Source organism: Mangrovimonas cancribranchiae, assembly GCF_037126245.1.
In the GTDB taxonomy this organism is placed as follows: domain Bacteria; phylum Bacteroidota; class Bacteroidia; order Flavobacteriales; family Flavobacteriaceae; genus Mangrovimonas; species Mangrovimonas cancribranchiae.
Map to the genome: position 1 here is coordinate 2,883,984 of NZ_CP136925.1, position 18,786 is coordinate 2,902,769.

Consider the following 18,786-nt stretch of genomic DNA (forward strand, 5'->3'; position numbering starts at 1 on the left):
AAATAGTTGCCGACAAATATAATATTATTTGATTAAAGCTAATGTAATTAAATTATTAGCAATAGACCTATCATTTGATAATCTAGGTAGTTTGTTTTGTCCGCCTAATTTACCTAGACTTTTCATATGTTCTTGAAAGCCATTTTTCTTGACCATGGTGATTTTTAATGGTTGTAGAATTTTCCCTTCAATTAAATCTAAATAATAACTGTTTTGTTGCTGAAGTGACCTATCAATTTTATTGATAAACTCCTGCATATCTTTAGGCTCTTTTTCAAATTCTATAAACCATTCATGATATGGTAAGCCTTCTTCTGGCGTTATTTGTGGCGCTACCGTAAACTCATTTACTGCTACTTGTGTGCCTTCAATGCCATCTTTTAAGGCTTGTTCCACCTCTTTACCAATAACATGTTCACCAAAGGCCGAAATAAAATGTTTTATTCTTCCTGAAACAATCACGCGATAAGGTTTCGTGGATGTAAATTGAACCGTATCGCCAATATTATAACCCCATAAACCTGCTGTAGTAGAAATAATCATGACATAGTTTACACCAACCTCAACATCTTTTATAGTTATTCGAGTTGGGGTTTCATTGAAAAACTCATCGGCTTTTACAAACTCATAAAAAATCCCTGAATCTAACTGAAGCAACATACCTTTTTCGTTTTGCTTATCTTGAAAAGCAAAAAAACCTTCGCTGGCTGGGTACAACTCAATACTATCGACTTGTCTTCCTATTAAATTTTCAAATTTAGACTTATAGGGTTCGTAATTTACACCTCCAAAAATAAATAAGTCGAAATTTTTAAAAACATCACCAACCTTTTTTCCTGTTTTCGTCACAATTCTTTCAAAATACATTTGTACCCAAGATGGTATTCCAGAAATAACGGTCATATTCTCTGGTAGCGTTTCTTTTACTATGGCATCTACTTTGGTTTCCCAATCTTCAATGCAATTGGTCTCCCATGATGGCATACGGTTTTTTTGAAGATAGTTTGGCACATAATGCGCTACAATTCCCGATAATCGCCCTAATTCGATACCGTTTTTTTTCTCTAATATTGGACTACCTTGTAGGAAAATCATTTTGCCATCAATAAATTTCGTGTTTCCTGTTTCGGCAACATACATTAAAATAGCGTTTCTTGCTGCTTTAATATGCGTTGGCATACTTTCTTTGGTAATAGGAATATATTTTGCTCCCGATGTTGTTCCAGAGGTTTTAGCAAAATAAATAGGTTTTCCTTTCCATAGAATATTTTCCTCTCCATTAACAACGCGTTCTACATAGGGTTTTAAATCCTCGTAATCTCTTATAGGAACACGCTTTTTAAAATCTTGATAGGTATTTATACTAATAAAATCATGATCTTGTCCAAACACAGTAGAAGCTGCTTCACTAATTAAATTTTGAAAGACTTTTTCTTGTGTTTCAATAGGATTATTAGCCCATTTATTTATGGACTTTGCTACAAGTTTTGCAAAAGGTTTTGCTAATACAGATTTTATTGATGGCATTTAATTAAAGTCTATAAAGTTTGTTGGATTAATAGGATACCCATCTTTCCAGAGTTCAAAATGTAGGTGTGTTCCTGTAGAATATTCACCAGAGTTACCCACCATAGCTATAACTTCTCCGGTTTTAACTAAATCGCCCTGTTGCTTGGTTAACGAACTATTGTGTTTGTAAACAGAAATTAAGCCATTACTGTGTTCTACAATAATAACATGGCCGGTTTCGGCAGTCCACTCAGCAAAAATAACCGTTCCATCGGCAGTAGATTTAACAGGTGTATCTTTAGAAACAACAAGATCTATAGCATAATGTTTTTTATTAGCATTGTATGCTTCAGAAATAGTGCCATTTACAGGAGGAAATAAGACAAAGTTAATTTTAGAAGTTGCCGTTTCAAATAAATTGTATTTATCTTCCTTTTCAACTTTTTCTCGTAATAAAGAATCGGCTTTTGTTGGTTTTAAATCATCTTGAGTAATATCCAATTTTATCTCTTCTTGTATAGAGTCTTTATTAAATTCTTCGGTGCTAATTTCTCCATGAAGCACTTTTTTAATCGACTCGTAATAACGTTCGTTTACTGTTAAAACGTTTTCTAAAGAATCGACTTTATAAGTTAAAGCCACAGCTTTCTTTTTTAACGCTGTTGACGAATATCCTGGTATATATTCTCTTAATGGCGTAAAAGCAATAAGTATGGTGGTTGCTGCTATTAAAACTATAACCGAAATAGACATAAGCACAAAAACATTTAAGCGTGTAAGCTTAAAAGATAAACGTTCTTCAAACGTATCTTCATTTAGAATAACTAAACGATACTTATGAAACAGCTTCTTTTTTATTTTTTTTGATGATTTCTTCTTAGACATATTACTAACAAAATTAGTCAAAATAAGTGCAAAAGATAACGCCTTTTACTAAAGTTTATTTTTTAAATGTTGTATTTGAAGTTTAATTAGTAACTTTGTACTTCAAATTAAGATGTTATGATTTCAGCAAGTATATTTTTAGCAATAGGACCATGGCAAATAGCCTTAATTGTTGTAGTGGTTTTATTATTATTTGGCGGTAAGAAAATTCCAGAATTAATGCGCGGTTTAGGTAGTGGTATTAAGGAGTTTAAAGACGCCAGTAAAGATGAAGATGCTCCAAAAGAAAAAGAATAATCAATATAATTGATGTTATAAATAAAAAGCCTTGCTAATTGCAAGGCTTTTTATTTATAAGGTGTTTTATTTATTTAAATTGAATGGATTTAAGTATGGCTTCCAATTCAAACATATATTCGCGTTTTTCTACCGATGGTGCAAACGCAAACCCTTCTAACACAAGTTGCCTGTTATTGGCTTTATCATCTATAATATAATTAATAAACGGCCCCGACATAAAGGCATTTTTAACGTCCCAAAGGCCTTTAGTTTCTAAAGCAGGTTTATCATCTATAGTTGTTTCAAAAATAAAAGGAGCATAAGCTTCTTCGGTAATCATATAAGAACCATCTACCGGACCTGGGATATGCGCTTTACCAATAGAATCTCTTAATTTAATAATATTACCAGCAAGACTATCGTTGCGTTTTATAGTTCCATATGGAAGCTCGTAAATCATGATATTAGTTGTTCCTGTGGTTATATCTTTTCTAAGCCAGAAAAACCCATCTTCTTCCACACCAATTCTATAGGCTGAGGGGAATTTTATTGAAATTCCTAAGTTCTCCTCGATAGCTTTTGTTTTATGTAAAGACAAAGCCATTCTACGCTGCTTTTCTTTTATTTCAGTCTGCTTTAAAGCTTGAATAATGCGTTTGCTATTGGTTTCTATTAGTTTTGCTATTTCTTCATTAGAATTTCCACTTACAAGAACAACTCTTTGCGGTCTTGCAAATACATTCGATGCAATTTTTACTTCAGCTTTTTTAGCTGTTTCTATTTTTAAAACGGTTCTATTTTGTGCTACAAATCCAGAAAATACTGATGGTGGAATTTGACTCATACTAAATAGAGGCTCATCTTGAGGTAAACCATCTACTGGACTTGCTAATGTTTCTCTAATGGCTTCTCCAACTTGCCCTTCCCATAAATCGTTCTCTATAACAACCGATAGGTTATTTATCTTCCCTGAAGATTCTGGTAATATCTTCCTTTTTTCACCCTTCTTGTTATCGTTACATGATAAAATTAATGTGCAACACATTAATAACGTAAATAATTTTTGCATAATAGTTGGTTTTTCTGTTATCCTTTTGAAACTTTTAATACCATTCCTGGTTTTAAATTATTCCCACTAATATCGTTCCAATCTCGAATATTTTGAACAGAAATTCCAGGAAACTTTTGCGAAATGCTCCAAAGCGAATCGCCTTTTTGCACTTTATAAGTCGTTTTTCCTTTAGTATTAACTGTTGCTTTAGGCTTAGCTGTATTAACTGCAACTGGGTTTCTAGGGTAAATTGTTAGTCGCTGCCCTATTCTTAAGTTATTGCTTCGCAAACCATTCCAGCGTTTAATTTGGCTTACGCGAACGCCATACTTTCTGGCTATTTTTCCTAAATAATCACCGCTTTTTACACGATATCTTATTTTGGTATCAGAGTTAAAAAATTGTGGCAAGGGTTTTTCGCGTTTATCAAATTCGGCTTTTGCCAAAGCATAAATATCGGTTTCGTTAGTTACAAATTTGCCAACAGCATATCTAGGTAATCGTAAATAATAATTCTTTCCTTCGATAAGCGGAATAATATCCAGTTTGTATGATGGATTTAAAAACTGAAGTTCTTCAACGGGAACCTCTGTGGCTTCAGAAACTTGGTCTAAGGTAATCATTTGCTTTACGCGAATAGTATCGGTTTCTAAATGATGAAACAAGGGTTTTTCGGGTTTAAAACCGTGCTCCTCGGCATATTCAAAAATATACATCGTCGCCAAAAACGCAGGAACATAACCTGCCGTTTCCCGCGGTAAATTATGACGAATGTTCCAGTAGTTTTGATACCCGCCAGATCGCCTAATCGCTTTTGATACATTTCCAGGACCAGAGTTATAGGCTGCCAAAGCTAAATCCCAATCACCAAAAATCTCGTACAATTTAGATAAATATACGGCTGCTGTTTTGGTCGATTTTATAGGATCGCTACGTTCATCAACATAACTACTTACATCCAAGCCATATTGCTTCCCTGTAGCAAACATAAACTGCCACAACCCCGTGGCGCCAACACGAGATCGTGCTCGTGGTTTTAAAGCCGATTCTACAATAGCAAGGTATTTCATCTCCAACGGGATGTTGTAATTATCAAACTCCTTTTCAAACATAGGAAAATAGAAATGGCTTAATCCCATTAAGGTCTCCATAGAACGCCTTCTGCGTTTTAAAAAGTTTTTAATCACACTTTCCAAAGACGGATTATACTCTACATTAAATGGTGTTCTAGCGTTTAGCCTTTCTAATCTGGCCTTAAGTGTATCGGTTGATAACTCGGGATAATCTACCTCTTTATATTCTAACTCCGAAACGGTTTTGTAAATGGTGTCAAAAAGAGCGTTGCTGTACAATTCATCCAACCATTTTTCGTCTAGCTTCATTGCTAAATCGTGATCTGCTTTAAGCGTTTTAAAGCTTAACGAATCTTGTTCTGCAGAAATTTTGGTAACAGGAATTGTCTTGCCATCCGAAATGGTATCGCTAACACGAGTGGTGGTTGAAACGTTTGTCGAATCAATTTTTTCTTGTGTAACATTAGGCTCTTGAGCATAGGCTGTGCCACAAAATATAAGACATAAAAACGTGATGCTAAATAAGCGCATTTATAAATTCATTTATGAACGTAACGAAAGATACGTAAAATTCGTATAAAGTAATTTTTATTGCTGAATGGCAGCAATGCCTGGTAATGTCTTCCCTTCTAGACTTTCTAGCATAGCGCCACCACCTGTACTTACGTAGCTTACCTTGTCTTCGAAACCAAATTGCTTAACAGCGGCCACCGAATCGCCACCGCCAACAAGGGAGAACGCACCGTTTTTAGTAGCTTCTGCAATAAAATCTCCAAGAGCAATAGTCCCTTTAGAGAAGGTTTCCATTTCAAAAACACCTAGTGGTCCATTCCATAAAATGGTTTTACATTGCAAAACCACTTCTTTAAAAAGTTCTAACGACTTTGGACCTGCATCCAAACCTTGCCAGCCATCAGGGATTTTAGTAACATCCATAATTTGGGTATCGGCATCGTTGCTAAATGCATTGGCAGCCACAACATCAACAGGTAAGTGAATTTGCACACCTTTTTCTTTGGCTTGTTTTAAAATATCTAAGGCCAGTTCCATTTTATCATCTTCGCAAATAGAATCGCCCACACTACCACCTTGCGCTTTTACAAAAGTAAAGGTCATTCCGCCGCCAATAATCAAGTGGTCTACTTTGTCTAGAATATTTTCTATAATCGTAATTTTTGAAGACACTTTTGCACCACCAAGTACAGCAAGAACAGGTTTTTCACCAGACGTCATTACTTTGTCTATGCTTTCAATTTCTTTGGCCAATAAGCTTCCAAAACATTTGTTTTCTGGGAAAAACTCGGCAACAACTGTAGTTGAGGCGTGCGCTCTGTGCGCTGTTCCAAAAGCATCGTTTACATAAACATCGCCAAGTTTCGATAATTGCTCAGCAAATGCTTTATCGCCAGATTTTTCTTCATCGTGAAAACGTAAGTTCTCCAATAGTAAAATTTCTCCTGGCTGTAGGTTTTTAACTGCTTCTTCGGCTGCTTCACCAACGCAATCGGAAACAAATTTTACCTCAACGCCAATAATTTCAGAAACTTTAGGTACAATATGTTTTAACGAAAATTCGTCTTGTACGCCTTTTGGTCGTCCTAAATGCGACATTAGCACACAACTTCCGCCATCTTCCAAAACTTTAATAATGGTTGGCTTTGCCGAAACAATTCTAGTGGCATCGGTTACTTCAAACGCATCATTTAAAGGCACGTTAAAATCTACGCGAATTAAGGCTGTTTTATTGTCAAAATTGAAGTCGTTTATTGTTTTCATCTGGTTGATTATTTTATAGTCTTAAACCACAAATGTAACCAATTAAATCACGTCAAAAAATCTGTTTTTTATCGAAAACGTTTTCAGCTTTTCAGAACCATTAAAAAACATATCTTTGCTTTATGCTGTTTTCAGAAGTTATAGGACAAGAACATATAAAAAAACATTTAACTACAAGTGCCGACAATGGGCGGATTTCACACGCACAACTGTTTGTTGGGCCAGAAGGTTGTGGCACTTTACCAATGGCAATTGCCTATGCGCAATACATTTTATGCAAAAATGCTGATGGTGAAAACACCGGTGGAAATGATGCTTGCAACCTCAAGTTTAACAACCTTTCGCATCCCGATTTGCATTTTGCCTTTCCTGTTGCAGCCAACGATAAGGTTAAAAAACACCCGGTTTCGTCTAATTTTTTAGAAGAATGGCGTGAGTTACTAAATGAACAACCTTACGGCAACTTGTTTGATTGGTACAAAAAGTTGGGCATTGAAAACAAACAAGGTCAAATGGGTGTTGATGAAGCCCAGGATATTGTAAAGTCCTTAGCCTTAAAATCGTATGAAGGCGGTTATAAAGTGATGATTATCTGGATGGCCGAAAAAATGAATACCGCCGCTGCCAACAAGCTTTTAAAACTGATTGAAGAGCCGCCAGAAAAGACCATTTTTATTCTTATTACCGAAGACGAAGAGCAAATTATAAATACCATTTTATCGCGTTGCCAAGTCTTGCATTTTCCACCATTAGCCGAGGAAGACATTAAAAACACGCTAGTTAAAAAATTTGACATTGCCGAGGCCGATGCGACCAAAATTGCGCATCAAGCTAATGGTAATTTCAATAAAGCTTGCGATTTGGTATATCACGATTCTGAAGATATTCAATTTGAAGAATGGTTTGTGTTTTGGGTACGTTCGGCTTTTAAAGCCAAAGGTAATAAAGGTGCCATTCACGATTTAATTTCTTGGAGTGAAACCATCGCCAAAACAGGTCGTGAGACCCAAAAGCAGTTTTTACATTTTTGTTTGGATTACTTTAGACAAGCGCTGTTATTAAACTACAACGCTCCCAATCTCGTGTTTGTAGAACCCAAAACCGAAGGATTTAAACTGGAAAAATTTGCGCCTTTTGTTCACGGCAATAATATTATGGATATTAGCAACGAATTGCAAGATGCCATTTATCATATTGAGCGTAATGCCAACGCAAAAATCGTGCTTACCGATTTATCCATAAAACTAACCCGTTTATTACATAAAAAAGCCAGCTAATTGCCGGCTTAATTTTTATTGAAACGTATACGTTTGTTTATCTACTTGGGTGACTCTAAAGTACCCAAAAGCATAATTTTCTGGATGTGTTGGATTGGTGCAATTTCCTCTTACTTGCGCCGCATTGGAACTAAACGGATCGCCTTGGCTATCGTATTGCTCGATTAACAAACGCATAAAATTGTAGTATTGCTCCGAAATACCATACAAACTAACGTTTACAACATCGCCGGCTTCAAAAGGAGTTTCCTCACCGTCTTCGTCATCGTCTTTTTCAAAGAAATCGTGTATCTCGTTACCATCTACAAATTCATCTGATAAATCTTCCAGATAAGGAAACATATCGCCTTCCACATCATACTTAATTAAATAGTAATTTTCAACATTGGCAGGATCATCAAAATAAAGATTAAGTTCTAATAGTTCATCATCAAAGCCACCTTCGGTACTTTGTGTGACATTATTTATATCGGAAACCGGCATTAGAGTTTCCGTGGCTTCATAGGTTTCGTCGTTATGAATGACTTCCAAACTATACGTATTGTTTAAAATAGGCACAAAATTGGTTGTGGTATATGTGCCGTCATTTTGGTCGGTAAATGAAAATATATCGCCTGTATCGTTGTTGGTAACCGTAACCATTGCGCCTGTGACCATTGTGTTTTCTTCGGTCTCAAAATATGGTGTAGACATCCTTAACATAATGGTTTGCTCGTTTCCTGTTGTACCTTTTTCCCAATCTAGAGACGCTTCAATAACCAAGCGTGGTTCTGCTGTTGGCACATCAACATCAATGACATCTTCGCAAGATGTCAATAAAAGGCTAAATGTTAAAATTGCTATGATATATCGTGTCATTTTTTTAAAATTTGAAGTTATACGTTACCGATGGAATTACACCAAAAATGGAAATTCTTGTAGCCTCGTTTACGCCTGTTTCCCTATTTTGATTAAAACTAACGGAAGCTGCATTTTTTCGGTTATACACATTGTAAATGCCAAATACCCATTCCGATTTCCAGCGTTTATCTGGGTTGTTATTAGGTTTAAACGTTGCTGAAACATCTAATCTGTGATATGCTGGTAAACGGTCTTCGTTTCGGTTTGAATAGGTTGCTACCGAAAGGCCTTCGTAAGTATATTGCCCGTTTGGATACGTTACTGGACGTCCTGTTTGAAACACAAAATTTGAGCTAAGGCTCCATTTGGTGTTCAATTTGTAAACGCCCGTTAGCGAAATATCGTGTGTACGATCGTATGGCGTATTGTACCAATCACCATTATTTATACCTGGTCCGCCAGCATTTCCGCCTAAAGCACGTTGTTCAGATTTTGACAATGTATACGCCAACCACCCCGTAAAATCGCCTTTGTTCTTTCTAAATAGCACTTCCAAACCATAAGCTCTAGCTTCTCCATTTAAAATCTCGGTTTCTATGTTGTTATTTCCTATTAAACTAGAGCCATCTATATAATCAATCCTGTTATCAACGTGTTTGTAATACGTTTCCAATTCTAAGGCAAAGGCATTGTCTTTAAATTTCTTGTAATAACCCAATGCAAACTGATTTGAAATTTGGGGTTTTATGTATTTGCCGCTTGGTGTCCATACATCCAACGGCGTTACCGATGAGGTGTTTGATAATAAATGTAAATACTGTGTGGATTTGGTATAACTCGCCTTAACCGAAGACATCTTGTTTAACTGATAGGATACCGCTAAACGCGGTTCAAAATTACCAAAGGTTTTTATGCTTTCGCTTTTACTATAATAGGTTTCGTTGGCTACTTCACCGCGCTCGTAAATGCCTAAATCGCTGTTGTAAATAACAGGTTGGTTATTGACATAATTAGTAATATTTTGGCCGCCAAGTCTAGAAAATGCACTATATCTTAACCCGTAATTTAGGGTTAATTTATCTGAAATTTGATGTTCGGAACCAATATAAGCTCCACCTTCAAAGGCTCTTTTTTCATCTAATTTTAAGTAATTAATTGAAGAGGATTCTGAAGCTGGTTTTACTTCACCAGGATTAACGTTGTAGGTCAACCCACTAATACCAAAATCTAGTTTTAAGTTGTTGTTTACGTAGTAACCCAAATCGTATTTAAGGTTGAAATTGGTAATATCTGCCGTCCAATCCAGTTCAATAAAATCCAATAGAATTTGATAGTCGTATTTGCTATAAATAAACGACAGGTTTGAAAACAATTTATCGTTAAACACGTGATTCCAACGTAGGTTTCCCGTAGCGTTTCCGTAATTATTTTCTATAATTTTAGAGAGGTTAAACACATCACGCCCAAAGTAACCCGATAGGTATAACCTATTGTTTTTATTAAGTTCGTAATTGGTTTTTAAATTCAAATCATAAAACGAAATTTTATCGTCTTCAACCTCTTCTATCAATGGCATAAATAAATGCGCATACGAGGCTCTTCCAGCAACTAAAAACGAGCCTTTATCCTTAAATAATGGCGATTCTGCAGCCAATCGGCTAGAAATTAACCCAATGCCGCCGTTAAGTTCAAACTGTTTGCTGTTACCGTCTTTTTGACGTACATCCAAAACAGACGATACACGACCACCATACTTTGCAGGAATATCACCTTTATAGAGTTTAATGTTTTTTATGGCATCGGCATTAAAAACCGAGAAAAATCCAAAGAAATGCGAGGTGTTGTAAATTATGGCCTCATCAAGAAGCACTAAGTTTTGATCGGCCGCACCACCACGCACATGAAATCCAGCAGAACCTTCGCCATTATTGGTGACACCAGGAAGCAACTGAATGGATTTTACCACATCGACCTCGCCTAAAACTGCTGGCATTTCCTTAATGGTTTTGGCATTGAGTTTTGACACACTCATTTGGGGTTTACGAATGCTTACCATTTCCGATTCTTCTGCCGTAATAATCACTTCATCCAACGCAGTTGATGAAGCCTTTAATTCTATATTTAGTTTTTGGTCTTTGTTTAAGGTTAATTCTTGCGAATAAGATTCGTAACCAACATAGGAAATAATTAACGTATAGTTGTCTTTTGGCGCAGTTAACGAAAAAAATCCATATTCGTTTGTAATACTTCCAATGTTGGTGTCTTTTAAATATACCGTGACACCAAGTAAGGTTTCGCCATTGGTATGGTCTTTAACAGTACCACTAAGGGTGAATTTTTCTTGAGACTGGCTAAAAATGCTCGAAAGTAAAAAGAGGGTTAAAAAGAGGGGTTTCATTAATATAATATTGTTTTCAGATCGATAAAATTAAGGAATAATCACTGTAACTAACGTTTTCGGTTTTATGTCTTTGTTAAAAGCATATTGCTATTTACAAGTGATTAAACGATTTAGCGCGTATAATGTTACGTTTAAAAAATATTAACCATCACAAAAACAACATAACTATATAAAAATCAATATGTTAAACAAAAAAGCCAGATAAAAATTATCTGGCTTTTTTAAAATAATAATCAATTAATTACTTAATTTTTTGCTTTGTAAGCGTCGTTAAGTTCTTTTAAAATTGTTTCGGTTAGATCGTTTTCATCTTTTCCATACATAACGCTTCCGCCTTCATTACTTCCTAAAATATAAGTGTAACCATGTGTTTCGCCGTAAGATTTTACATAGTCTTTAACTTTATCTATTAACGAATCTATCTCTGTCTGGCTTTCTTGTTGAATTTGTTGTTCTTCAAATTGAATTTTTTGTTGAAGCATTTGCTGTTTCTTTCCTAAAGCTTCGTATTGTTCTTGTGCTTTCTGCTGAGATAATTTTCTAGCATTTAATTGAAATTCTTGTGCTTCTAATTGAAATGCTTGACTAATACTATCGGTTCGTTTTTGAAAGGCATCGATTTTAGTTTGAAATTTTTTCTCGATATCAATTTTCTCTTGGTAGTCATTAATTAAAGTACCATTGTCTACAAAACCTATTTTTTGTTGCTGACAAGATGTAAACAATAAAACAGATAAAACTAAAGCTAAAGTGTATTTCATTTTTTATGTATTTATTTTCTGCAAATGTAATAAAGTTGTTGAGTGAAAACGTTAAAACTAAATATATTAGTAAAAGTTATACTAAAATAAATAATTATAATTTTTTCTTATTAAAAAACCTTTCTAATAAAGCCTTAAATAGCGTTTGTGAAAACACTTGACACAATACGGTGTTTAAAAACAGAAAAGCTCTTAAAACGCCTTAAAACAAGTTTTAGTCCTTGTTTAGGATATAAATTAACGAAGAATACTCTCCACTTCGTTTGGCCTTAATATTAGACTGCAATCCTGTCCAAAAAGCTCGTAATGGATTTTTAGATCCTGTTTTATATTCTTCGGATAGTAAGCTAACATAAAACGCATCAAACGGCATTGGTTTTATATTTTCGACTTTTAAATGTTGTTTTGAGAATAATTTAGAAATTGACGTTTTGGAAAAATGCCAAAGATGCCTCGGCACATCATAAGCAGCCCAAAATTTTTTATAATGGTTAGCATCGTAACTTTTAAAGTTTGGAACAGCTATCACTATTCTACCGTTTGGTTTTAATAATCTATGCAACCGTTTTATTTCATTATCTAAATTTGGTAAATGCTCTAGAACATGCCAAAGTGTAATAACATCAAAACTTTCGTTTTCGAAAGTTTCTAATGTATCAATCTGGTAAACTTGATTATTTGTTTTAGAGTTTGCAATAGTTCTTGCATGAGAATTTGGCTCAATACCAAAAGCATTCCAATTATTTTGTAGGGCTGTTTGCAAAAAATCTCCTGTGCCACAACCAATATCTAACAGCTTTTTCTCCGAAGACGCAAATGAATTAATGAGTTTTAATTTTCGCTTTAAAGAAATAGAACGAACTAGATGATATGTTTTTTCAAACAAATTACGTTTGGCATCGGTGTGCGAAATATAATTATCACTTTTATAATATTCGGAAAGTTTTTCGGCTTTTGGTTGTGGATATGTTTCTAACATATCGTATTCCGAATTATAAATTAATTGAAAATCTTCACCAGAAACTGAATGATCTTTTACGGTTAAATAGGTTGATTTGTTATTCATATTTAAATTCTGGAAACAAGTTTGGAATGACAAATTTTATGTTTTTAACTTAATCGTTCCACGTGGAACGATTAAAAATTTATCGGCCCATATAAACTAAAAGCACAGAAATATCGCTTGGAGAAACACCACTTATTCTTGATGCTTGAGAGATCGTAACAGGTTGAATTTTGTTTAACTTTTCACGCGCTTCCATACTCATAGATTTAAGTTTAGAGTAATCGAAATTAGGCGGTATTTTTATTCCTTCTAACCTATTTAATTTATCAGCATTGTTCTTTTCCTTCTCGATATATCCAGAATACTTCACTTGTATTTCGGCTTGCTCAATAACTTCGTTATCTAAATTGTGAGATTGAATATATGCATCTACAGCTTTAAATTGACGCATATCATCAATGGTGATTTTAGGTCTAGAAAAGATTTTAAACATCTTATCGGACTGCTTCATTAACGATGATTTCTTAGCTTCTAAAACAGGATTTGCTTCTTCTGGTTTAACACTGGTCTCTCTAAAAAACGACACAAACGCATCAGAGTTTTGCTTCTTTTCTTCCATGCGTTTCATACGATCTAATTTTGCTAAACCAATCTCATACGACTTTGGTGTTAACCTAAAATCGGCATTATCTTGACGAAGCAGTGTTCTATATTCGGCGCGTGAAGTAAACATTCTATAAGGCTCTTCTGTTCCCTTTGTAATTAAATCATCTATTAAAACACCTATATAAGCTTCACTTCTACTTAACGTAAAAGCATCTTTTTCTTGTACTTTTAAAGCCGCATTTATACCTGCCATTAATCCCTGGGAACCCGCTTCTTCATACCCAGTCGTTCCATTAATCTGACCAGCAAAATAAAGCCCATTAACAAGCTTAGTTTCTAAAGTATGTTTTAATTGTGTTGGCGGAAAATAATCATATTCGATAGCATAACCAGGTCTAAAAAACTTTACATTTTCAAAACCAGCAACAGAACTTAGTGCTTTAAATTGAACGTCTTCTGGGAGCGATGTAGAAAACCCATTTACATAAACTTCTACTGTATTCCACCCTTCAGGCTCAACAAACAATTGGTGCCTATCTTTATCTGCAAATCGGTTTATTTTATCTTCAATAGAAGGACAATATCTTGGCCCGGTACTTTTAATTCTACCATTGAACATTGGCGATCTTTCAAAACCATCACGCAATAAATCATGAACTTCAGGGCTTGTATATGTCATGTAACACGATCGTTGTTCGGTTAACGGTTTTGTAATATTCAAATAAGAAAACTTTTCAGGATTATCATCTCCTGGCTGTTCAATCATTTTAAAATAATCAAGAGAACGCCCATCAACTCGTGGCGGTGTTCCAGTTTTCATTCTACCCGAATCGAAACCAAGATCGACAAGTTGCTCAGTAATTCCAGTTGCAGCTCTTTCTCCTGCTCTTCCACCACCAAAATTTTTATCACCAATATGAATTAATCCGTTTAAGAAAGTTCCGTTTGTAAGGACAACTGTTTTAGATTTAATTTCTAACCCTAAAGATGTTTTTACTCCAACAACCTTATCGCCTTCAACTAGGAGTCCAGAAACCATTTCTTGATAAAAGTCTAGATTAGGTGTTTGCTCTAACATATTTCGCCATTCTTCTGCAAATCGCATACGGTCACTCTGCACACGAGGACTCCACATAGCGGGTCCTTTTGATTTATTGAGCATTTTAAATTGAATAGCAGTACGATCGCTAACGATACCACTATAACCTCCAAGAGCATCAATCTCGCGCACGATTTGCCCTTTAGCAATACCTCCCATAGCAGGATTACAAGACATTTGTGCAATGTTTTGTAAATTCATGGTAACCAATAGTGTTTTGGCACCCATATTTGCAGCGGCAGCGGCAGCTTCGCTACCAGCATGTCCTGCACCTACAACAATAACATCATATGTATCTCTAAACAAACTCATAGTGTTTCACGTGGAACAATTAGGGTTAAACTTAAATTTTCGGGGTGCAAATATACGTTGATTTATTGAGAATCAAGCAATAGCTTCATATAGTGCTCTTCTTTAGAACGCATGAGTGTCTTTTGGCTTTCCGATTTATCCTTATATCCGCAGTAATGAAGAATACCATGTATTATAACACGAGACAATTCGTTGCTTAGTTCAACATTAAAATCTTGTGCGTTTTCGCTAACACGTTCTATAGAAATATAAATATCTCCATGTAGCTGTTTTCCTACCGAATAATCAAAACTAATAATATCTGTTAAGGTATCATGGTTAAGAAATTCTACGTTAATTCTGTGTAGATAATCATCATTACAGAAGATGTAATTTATATCACCTTCTTTACAATCTTCTAGCTTAATAACATTAGAAATCCAATCCTTGTATGAAGATTCGTTTGATATTTGAAAGTCGGTTTCGTAATTAAAGCTAATCATTAGTATTAAAATATTCTTTCACTTTTTTGTTATATCTTGGCTGCAAAGGTAAGGCTTGTCTGTTGAGAATTTCATTTGTATTGAAATATTCTTTAATGTCTGGAATATTACTGTTGCTGTTATTATTGAAATTGCTATTATTTGTTCGCGATTCACGTTTATTATCTTGTCCTTGTTTAAAAGTTGCATTTTCCAATTTTAATAATTGGTGCTTTAGTTGCATCATTTTTTGCAAGGTTTGGTTAGTAAATCCTTTATTTAATAAGTAAAGTTCAACATCTTCCATTTGTTTTAACAGCTGTTTCGCTTCATTAGTATAACCACTTTTACTAAGCTTATCCTCTAATGCTTTGCGTAATTCTTGCTGTTGCTGATATATTTTAAAAACCTCACCATAAGACTCTTCACTTGGGCTACCTTCTCCTTTATTATCACTAGCTTTACCTTCACCACTTTTCGGTTTACCAGACTCACCTTGCTGTTCTTTTCCTTCGCCCTCTTGCTTTGGTTTACCTTGATCGCTTTTTTTCATACCTTCTTGCATCTGCTTGTTAAGCTCTTCTTGGCTCATAATAATATCTGGTAATTGCATATCGGTACTTTGACCACCTTGGCCTTGACCACTCATTTGCATTTGCATAGAATTCATAATATTACTTAAAAAATCGGCCAGATTATTAGCTGCTGTTATAGTATATTGTTGGTAAGAAACACCTTGAAATATTCTATTTTCAGAAAACACATCGAGAGCTTTGTCCATATTAAAAAACGAATCGGAAATCTCCTTATTAACAAGTTCAGAAATTTTAGGTTGTCTTAATGATAACGCAAATAAACTATCGTCTATATGTGAAAAATGTTCTTTTAAACTATGTTGCTCTTTTAAATAATTAGCATATTTATTGTGGTTGACATCGATACGTTTAAACTGATTCATTAGCTGCTCTTGATCGAAAGAAAAAACGAGTAAGTTATCTAATATTTGGCGCAACATTTCCATATCTTCTTGCATTTGTTCTCCTCCTCCAGACATCATTGCCATAGATTGTTGCATTTGCTGGCTCATCTTTTTCATTTTTTGACCAGCCTGCTTTTGTTGTTGTGAGGCATTATTAGCATTTTGTTTAGCGTTTTCTTTCTTACCGTTTTCTGTATTCTGCTGTTGTTCTTTTAATTGCTCTGAAGCTTGTTTTTGGTTCTCATTTACTTCTTGCTCAGTTTTATCTGTATTTGGCATTTTCATAGGATCTATTAAACTTTCATTGTCCTTTTTTAAATCATTCATTTGTTTTTGAAAGTCTTTAAATGCCTTATTTAAACTATCTTGTTTTGCTTTAGAATCTTTGGTTTTTTCTTTATTAGAAAGTTGTAATTGTTCCTCGGCCATTTGGTCTAACTCCTTTTGAAGTTTTTCCATTTTCTTTGTGATGTAGTACTTTTTTGTAAGCTCTAAAAGTTGTTCTAAACTGCGTTTTTGATTTTTATTTTGTTTTGCTAACTGTTCTAACTTTTCTGATAATTCTTCTTTATTAATTTTCTCTTGAAGTTTTTCCAGCTCTTTAAGTAAATCTTCATTTTGTTCTAATTGCTTCTCATTCTCTTGTAAACGTTGTTTTAGGTCTTGTTTAAAATCATCTTTTTGTTCTTCATTCTGAAATTCCTCAAGGTTATCTTGTAACTTCTTATTGAAGTTTTTCATCATTTCTTCTTGTTGCTCTTGACGTTTTAAAAAGTTTTGAAGTTGGCGTTTATCATTAAAGTTTAATTTAGATTTTTCTTTTTGTGTTTTGGAGATCTTTTCAAGTTCCTTATCGTTTTCATTAAATTTTTCTAACGATTTATCCAATTGCTTAATCGTTTCACTTTGTTGATTAAGTTGTTGATTCTCTACTTCTTGAGACGTTAACTTTCTATAAGTAAAGACTTGGCTTTTAGATTGCTTACCTTTATTAAACACATCATTATCAGATACTTGAAAATATACTTGGTAACTAACACCTTCTTTTAAATTAAGATTATTAGGAAATATTTGTGTGAATTCGGCAACATTAGATTTAGGTATCAGCATGTCTTCAACTTGCTTTTCTAAAGGGTTATCAACGGCATAATACACCATTTGTAAATTATTTAAACCATAATCGTCGCTAAGTTGGCCGTAAAAATATAAGGTTTGTTGGTCTAAACTATCTACAGCAGATTTAACTGATATTTCAGGATATTGATCTTTTATAACATCAATAGAAAAACTTAAGTTTTCGTAATCTTTTAGGTTACTATTACTAGTTGTAATGCTATAATTTAAATTTTTAAATATGTGCTTTGTAGTACTAAACGACTTGTTATTAGCCGTAAAGCTTGTAGTATCGGTAGCAAGCATAAACACCTCTTCTGTAGCTTGGGTAGTAAGCCTCCATGTTATTTTGGTACCACTAGGAATTGTAGCATTTCCAGTACTCTTAATAGATTCGTTGGGTTTACCAATATACGATGGATAATCTAACACCATTTCAAAATCGGTAATTACAGGCGCTTTTATAACCTGTAAGGTGTATGATTTAGAATGTACATTTCCAGAATGAAAACTAAAAGAAATATCGTTTAATGGTTTGCTTATAGTAAATTCAAAATTTCCATTAGAGGTATTATTTAGAAAGTAATTTTCATCATTAAAGGAAATTTGTACATTTTCTGGAACAATGTCTCCGGCTGTTTTAACAAGTACTTTATAATCGTTTCCTTCAACAACTTGTAAAGACTCGTTAATGATAAAAAACTGAAAAGGCGCTGGCGGTTCGTAGGCTGTTTTATAGTTAACAACACGATTATAACTATCGTTAAACCACTCTATTTGTCCAGAAATATAGCTTATTAATAGTATTAAAATAGGAATAGCCGCATATTTTAAATACGTATTGTTTTTCTTAAAATCAATCGCTAATTTAAACGGAATTGGTGTTAACGCTTCCGATTTTTGCTCGATACTCGCCAGTAACAATTCAGAGTGTTGGTTGTTTTGTTTAAGCTGAAGCACATTAAGCAACTTATCGTTAACTTCAGGAAAATGATTTCCTATAATATTTGAGGCATCAATAGCATCAATACCTTTTTGCAGCTTGAATAATTTGGCAATAGGAAGTAAAATAAATTTAAAAAAGAGCGCTAATTCTACACCAATAAATACCCAAAACAATATAGTTCTTGCTGTTGGGTTTAACCATAATACATATTCTATAAACAGCGTAAATAAAAAATATAAAAATCCAATAGTGAAAAATAAAATAGCACCTTTAAGCAATTCGTTATAGTAAAACCGCTTAATAAACTGCTCTAATTTGGCTTGTATTTTCTCAAAGTTACTCACTGGCATCCCTAATTATACTGTAAACATACTAAACTACAATTTTATTTTTCAAAGTCTTTATAATAATG

Annotated in this window: 14 protein-coding genes; 2 read left to right on the forward strand and 12 right to left on the reverse strand. The window is 34.2% G+C overall.

The annotated features are described in order from the left end of the window. Positions 1-24: 24 nt before the first annotated feature. Entirely contained in the window at positions 25-1,527 is a 1,503-nt protein-coding gene (locus R3L15_RS13370; protein ID WP_338732271.1) for a GH3 auxin-responsive promoter family protein, read from the reverse strand. Further along, on the reverse strand, positions 1,528-2,394 hold the full coding sequence (locus R3L15_RS13375) for a M23 family metallopeptidase (RefSeq protein WP_338732272.1): 867 nt from the start codon (positions 2,392-2,394) through the stop codon (positions 1,528-1,530). Positions 2,395-2,511: 117 nt separating this feature from the next. Between R3L15_RS13375 and tatA the strand changes: the two genes are divergently transcribed. Then, entirely contained in the window at positions 2,512-2,691 is a 180-nt protein-coding gene (gene tatA, locus R3L15_RS13380; RefSeq protein ID WP_338732273.1) for a twin-arginine translocase TatA/TatE family subunit, read from the forward strand. A gap of 70 nt (positions 2,692-2,761) precedes the next feature. On the opposite strand, the gene R3L15_RS13385 is transcribed toward tatA, so the two are convergent. The 3 genes from R3L15_RS13385 to R3L15_RS13395 are packed head-to-tail and all read right to left on the reverse strand — an operon-like array spanning position 2,762 to position 6,573. Then, positions 2,762-3,742, reverse strand: a complete 981-nt coding sequence (locus R3L15_RS13385) for a DUF4837 family protein (RefSeq protein WP_338732275.1) — start codon at positions 3,740-3,742, stop codon at positions 2,762-2,764. Between the two features lie 17 nt (positions 3,743-3,759). Then, positions 3,760-5,328 (reverse strand): LysM peptidoglycan-binding domain-containing protein, encoded by a 1,569-nt coding sequence (locus R3L15_RS13390; protein WP_338732277.1) that lies wholly within the window; start codon positions 5,326-5,328, stop codon positions 3,760-3,762. A 57-nt stretch (positions 5,329-5,385) separates the two neighbouring features. After that, positions 5,386-6,573 (reverse strand): phosphoglycerate kinase, encoded by a 1,188-nt coding sequence (locus R3L15_RS13395; RefSeq protein WP_338732278.1) that lies wholly within the window; start codon positions 6,571-6,573, stop codon positions 5,386-5,388. A gap of 122 nt (positions 6,574-6,695) precedes the next feature. Here R3L15_RS13395 and R3L15_RS13400 point away from each other — a divergent pair, with 122 nt between their 5' ends. Beyond that, positions 6,696-7,850 (forward strand): DNA polymerase III subunit delta', encoded by a 1,155-nt coding sequence (locus R3L15_RS13400; protein ID WP_338732279.1) that lies wholly within the window; start codon positions 6,696-6,698, stop codon positions 7,848-7,850. Between the two features lie 15 nt (positions 7,851-7,865). Here the strand turns inward: R3L15_RS13400 and R3L15_RS13405 are convergent, their stop codons facing one another. The 7 genes from R3L15_RS13405 to R3L15_RS13435 all read right to left on the reverse strand — a co-directional run bounded on the left by R3L15_RS13405 (position 7,866) and on the right by R3L15_RS13435 (position 18,724). After that, positions 7,866-8,708, reverse strand: a complete 843-nt coding sequence (locus tag R3L15_RS13405) for a DUF4249 domain-containing protein (protein ID WP_338732281.1) — start codon at positions 8,706-8,708, stop codon at positions 7,866-7,868. Between the two features lie 4 nt (positions 8,709-8,712). Continuing rightward, positions 8,713-11,088, reverse strand: coding sequence for a TonB-dependent receptor (locus tag R3L15_RS13410; RefSeq protein WP_338732282.1), 2,376 nt, complete (start codon positions 11,086-11,088; stop codon positions 8,713-8,715). Between the two features lie 248 nt (positions 11,089-11,336). Then, positions 11,337-11,852 (reverse strand): OmpH family outer membrane protein, encoded by a 516-nt coding sequence (locus tag R3L15_RS13415; RefSeq protein WP_338732283.1) that lies wholly within the window; start codon positions 11,850-11,852, stop codon positions 11,337-11,339. 214 nt (positions 11,853-12,066) lie between these two features. After that, positions 12,067-12,918 carry a class I SAM-dependent methyltransferase gene (locus R3L15_RS13420; protein ID WP_338732284.1) on the reverse strand — a complete coding sequence of 284 codons (852 nt, stop codon included), beginning with the start codon at positions 12,916-12,918 and terminating at the stop codon, positions 12,067-12,069. A 79-nt stretch (positions 12,919-12,997) separates the two neighbouring features. After that, positions 12,998-14,869, reverse strand: a complete 1,872-nt coding sequence (mnmG, locus tag R3L15_RS13425; protein ID WP_338734146.1) for a tRNA uridine-5-carboxymethylaminomethyl(34) synthesis enzyme MnmG — start codon at positions 14,867-14,869, stop codon at positions 12,998-13,000. Between the two features lie 68 nt (positions 14,870-14,937). Continuing rightward, positions 14,938-15,357, reverse strand: a complete 420-nt coding sequence (ybeY, locus tag R3L15_RS13430) for an rRNA maturation RNase YbeY (RefSeq protein WP_338732286.1) — start codon at positions 15,355-15,357, stop codon at positions 14,938-14,940. Beyond that, positions 15,350-18,724, reverse strand: coding sequence for a DUF4175 family protein (locus R3L15_RS13435; protein WP_338732287.1), 3,375 nt, complete (start codon positions 18,722-18,724; stop codon positions 15,350-15,352). The genes ybeY and R3L15_RS13435 overlap by 8 nt, the downstream gene beginning before the upstream one ends. Positions 18,725-18,786: the final 62 nt, after the last annotated feature.